We start from the raw sequence: 5,178 nt of genomic DNA on the forward strand, positions 1-5,178 counted from the left end.
CTGTTACCATTCGTAACATTGACTAACTTAGTTACATTATAAGTTTTTCTTATCATTAGACTACCCCTTTAAAAAAGATACTTTTCTTTTATTATATCATAATTGACTAACTTAGTCAAGTGTATAAAAAAATCTTATACCGTATTTATGGTATTTACTTCTTATAAGGAAATATCGTTGAGGTTGGATAATCGTATATTCTATATAACATTAATTAATAAGTTAGTTTAAAAAATAATATTTTTTATACAATTTACTATTGACTAACTTAGTAAAAAGTTGTATAATACTTAGTGTAAAATATTAAAAATCAAAAGGAGCAAAAATGGAAAACTTCAAACCGTTATTTTTCAAAAAACTATACGGAACAGACCGCACAGGTGACATTATTAAAATGTTTAAAAGAGATATTGAAAAGGTAAAAAGTTACGTTGATGTCATTAAGCTATCAAAAAAGTATATGCCGTTTGTCTATCTTGGTAATTCGGAACACACTATATCAACCCGTTATTATGAGCTTAAAAAAGCCCTTGAAAACGCTAAAACAGCTAACAAATACAAAGAAAAATTAATTGATGTATTTTCAGCACCGAATGGATTTTATGAGGCTTATAATGAATTAAAAGAAAGCAAACAAATTGAAAAAATGGAGCAAAAAGAAACCATTGATTTTGACCTAAAAAAATTTAACGAAATTATACAATATCTTTACGATATGGGTATGGACGAAACGTTGAGTAATTATCCCTATAAATTAGGTAGCAGACAAACGCCGGAACAGATAAGAGCTTATTATTTAGCGACATATCTTGCATTGACTACGGGACGCCGTCTTACCGAAATTTTAAAAACAATGGAGTTAAGAAAATATAAAGACCATTTAAAAGTAAGAGGTATTTTAAAAAAGAAAAATGAGAACAAAGACGAAAGTTACAATTTATTACCGCTTGATAATATTGAGAGAATTTTAAAAGCATATAAAGAACTTAGAAAGATTTTTGATGTAACTGATTTAACCGAAAGACAAGTTAATCAAAAACATAACAATAAATTCAATGAGTTTCTAAAAACAAAAATATTTCCAAATTCAGAGCTTACATTCCACGACCTTAGGAAAATCTACTTATTAAAAGCACACGAACTATACGGGAAAGACGAACCGCTTGAAACATTTGCGGAAAAAGCATTATTACACGATGTAAAACTTGACGCTAAATTTGTAACTCAAACTACGCATTACACCAATACGAAAACTAAAACTGACAATGATTGAAATATATATAGCACTTGCAATAATAGCAACGGGAATGTTTATATTTGCACTATTGGTTAAACCGACTAAAACACATCACAAAAGCAAGTGAAAAAAAATACAATCGTATTACATTCTTTTTTTTTCTTTTCACCACTTCGCAAACTATAACTCAGCTATATATATAATTTTACAAATGTAATTTTATATACTCCAAGCGAAAGCGACATACTACCCCTCAATTATCGTAACTAATTTAGTCAGTTGAAAAATATAACCGATATATTATATAATTTTTTCATAACTAAATACATAACTTAAAAAAAGGGATTTTTATGACAAAAAATAAACAGGAAAAAGACACAATAGAAAAAATAATCGAAACGCTTATCAAGCGACAATACCTCAAAAAATTTCTTGGATTAAAAGAACGTATCGACTTAAAAAGCATATATGATTTTTTTAAAAAAGAACTACGTTTTGACTTCTTGGAGGAAAAGCCTTTTAAAGCAAAGGCTAAAAAAGTTTATAACAAATTCAAACAGCAATATCATCGTATCCAAAACAACGACAAACTAAATATATTACAAGGCAAATACAAAAAATTAAGAATAATTGACGCATACGCTCACTTGGTATTTAGTGGCAAATGGAAATTAAAAAACGATGACTTAGAACTGTTCGAGGAAATGCTTGAAATATTATTCGTTGATATTAAAAAGCAAGCAAAAAAGCAATAAATCCGTATTACCTTTTTTTTGAAAAAATCAACAACGCAAGTCAGCCACGTATGCACTTGGCTATCAAACCCCCACTACTACAAGGATTTGGAGTATTACCTTTTTTGAAAAAGAATATGCAGTTATCAACGTTATATCGAAGTTATCGTTATCGGTGGGTATTATTCATCGTTTTTTCGTTTTTAAGCGATTTAAGCGATTTTTTTTGTTTGTAATACCTATATAGCCTCTACGTCTTTTTTTGCTTTCTACGTGCTTATTTCGCATTATTTTCAATATATTTTTTCATTAAATTATCTTCAAAAAAAGCAAACACAGACCTTTCCTTTCCAGACCTTCCCCCGCAAAAAAATTTCATCGGAGTGAGGCGGTTTGTCAAGGGTCGGCGGTAGCCGACTTGTCTTGCCCTTGACAAACCAAAGCCGAACGGAGATACACTTTTTTTTGAGGGGAAGGTCTGAATAAAAAATCAATATTGATAAAAAAACACTAAATAAAGTTGATGGGTAACAGCTCTACCGGGGGGTAACAACCGGGTAACAACCGGGTAACAGGGGGGGTAACAACCCTAAAAAAGTGCAGAAAATAACGATAAATAGGGGGTTTTGGAAAAAGGTAACAACCTCTCACCTGTTTTTCTGAATAAAAAAAAATTTTTTCTGAGAAATTGAAAAAAAGGCAAAAGGTTGTTACCGTTGTTACCTTGATTTAATAAAAGTCCTTAATTTAGGGCTTTCTTTAAGGTAACAACCTTAAAAAAAAGAGTTGTTACTTAGTTGTTACCCGGTTGTTACCGTATGTTAGGTTGTTACCTTATTAGAGAACAAATATGCAAGTATTGACAATTTCATTTCAAAAATGTAAAATAGCGAATATAAAGAAAAAAACGCATAAAAGGGTTAAAATGTTATCTATACCGAAATTTGTAAAAGAATATGAGATGGGAATTACTGAAAGAACAATGCAAAAGTGGGTTAAAAATAATCTTAATGAATTAGTTGAAAAGGGAATTGTTGGGGCAGTTAAAAATCCTAAAAGAGTTCGTTACGTTGTATTAAAACCTGAAAAGTTAAAAGAAGTGTATTTTAAAGGTGCCATCAATGAAAATTAATGGAAAAGAGATGTATTTTGACGTAGAACAGCAATGTTATGTTGAAATAAGAGAATATAAAAAATATGATGATTATGAGAAAAGGGAAAAAGAGGTTTTAGAGGTTAAGAATGTTTCAAAAGAGCATATTAAAAGAGAATTAGCAAAAGAATTATTAAGTTTAACAAAAGATGAACTTAAAATGCTGAAAGAACATAGAGAACGTTTAAAAACTTTATTTTTAACGGATATTGAAAGTGTAAAGTTGGTTTTTGAGCCGTTTAAAAGTAGAGAATGGGTTGAGGGTGGTTATTTATGTAAAAATTTGTTTAAGCCGTCAGAGCTTTGGCAAAAGGCATATAAAAATAGAATTGAGACGGAAAAGAAAAGCGAATTGTATAAAGATGTTAATTTTGTTTTTAAATATCCTCATATTTCGGCACTTCTATTAAATTTATTAAGAGATGATATGGATAGGATTGAATATTTTATAAATTGGTTATCGACTGCATTGGTTACATTAAGAAAAATTGGAACAGCAATTGTGTTTAAAGGTATTCAAGGCACAGGAAAAGGGTTGTTATACGAGCAAATTATACAGCCTATAATCGGTGAAAAATATACTTATACATTTTCAAACAATGATTTAAAAAGTCAATTCAATAAGAATTTGCAAAATAAACTTTTTGTCGTCGGGAATGAGATTAAAGGAGATTTTAGGGAGGGTAATCATATATATGAAACTTTAAAAATGTGGATAACTGATAAAGATTTGAGAATTGAGGCGAAAGGGAAAGATGCTTTTCAAATTAATAATTATTTCAATGTGTTGGTATTTAGTAATAATGAAACTCCGCTTCAAATACAGGCAAGTGATAGACGATATACAGTGTTTGAAACTAAAGAAAGGCAAATTATTCAAATTGCAAAAGAGGATTTTGGATATTGTGGAACAAGTGAATTTGTTGAGGGCATAAGAAAAGAGCTTAAAGATTTTGTGTTTGATTTATTCAAGTTTAATTTCAATATACACAGAGCAAGAATACCAGCTATTACAAAGGAAAAATACAATATATACCTTGCAAGTGTTAAAAAAAGTGAAATTTTTGCAAATGCTTTAAAAACAAAAGATATTGAGTTTTTTGAAACAATTATGGTTGATTACGTTGAATTTATGGACGATGAAATATTTGAACGATTATGTAATAAATTTCGTATAATGATTGTTAAAGATGAATTTCAAAAACTTGATAAATTTGAAACTTATAACCAAGTAAAAAAAGATTTATTTAAAGAGCTTGAAACAAGTGGGGAAGTTGATAATAATATTTTAAGTTTTTTGTATGTGATAGCTACGGGCGAAAAGCCCGAAAATACCCAAAAGATTGGAACTGCGTTAACCGTTCTGTTTGGGAAATCGAAGTTAAAAAAACGGAATAATAAAGTGTTTAGATTTCGTCAAGTTTTAATTAATGACGAATTTCCTTTCTAACTCCTCTCTAACTCCTATCCAATGTGGGGTTAGAGCTATTAAAATTATATCATAATCATAAAGAAGGATTGAATAATATTTTAGATACTGACATTATATACCCTCAGTATAAACTACCATTATAAAAGGTAATCTATATCAGATTATACTATAAAATCCCGTGAAAAAAGAAAAAAATAAGAGTGTTTGAAGTGCGAAAGAGGCTCAAAGGGATTTAAAAGAGAGTAAAGAGAATAAGTAAAAGGTTAAAGCTATTGTATCAAAAAAAAAAGATAATGCAAAAAATAAGCGTGAGAGTGTATCGAATTTATTAAAAAAAAGATTTTTGACATAATGAATGTTGCGGGATATGGTTTGATGATTTAAAATAAAAGGTAAATAAGTTAGTCAAACTCTCTTATGTTATTATACTACTACTCAACCTCAACGGTATTTCCTTATAAAAAGTAAATACCATAAATACGGTATAAGATTTTCTTATACACTTGACTAAGTTAGTCAATTATGATATAATAAAAGAAAAGTATCTTTTTTAAAGGGGTAGTCTAATGATAAGAAAAACTTATAATGTAACTAAGTTAGTCAATGTTACGAATGGTAACAG

Annotated in this window: 4 protein-coding genes; all 4 read left to right on the top strand. The window is 29.1% G+C overall.

Annotated elements, in window-relative coordinates; genetic code table 11:
* Nucleotides 1-325: 325 nt before the first annotated feature.
* The gene (locus tag ACXJIE_RS02020) at nucleotides 326-1,273 is read left to right on the top strand and encodes a protelomerase family protein (protein WP_456479313.1); all 948 of its coding nucleotides are present in this window, start codon (nucleotides 326-328) and stop codon (nucleotides 1,271-1,273) included.
* Nucleotides 1,274-1,587: 314 nt separating this feature from the next.
* A complete protein-coding gene (locus ACXJIE_RS02025) occupies nucleotides 1,588-1,992 on the top strand; it encodes a hypothetical protein (protein WP_456479314.1) in 405 nt (134 codons plus the stop codon).
* A 904-nt stretch (nucleotides 1,993-2,896) separates the two neighbouring features.
* Nucleotides 2,897-3,103, top strand: a complete 207-nt coding sequence (locus ACXJIE_RS02030; protein WP_456471447.1) for a hypothetical protein — start codon at nucleotides 2,897-2,899, stop codon at nucleotides 3,101-3,103.
* Entirely contained in the window at nucleotides 3,093-4,574 is a 1,482-nt protein-coding gene (locus ACXJIE_RS02035) for a primase-helicase family protein (RefSeq protein ID WP_456479315.1), read from the top strand. Before ACXJIE_RS02030 ends, ACXJIE_RS02035 begins: the two co-directional genes overlap by 11 nt.
* Nucleotides 4,575-5,178 lie beyond the last annotated feature (604 nt).

It is taken from the genome of Nautilia sp. (assembly GCF_053994455.1).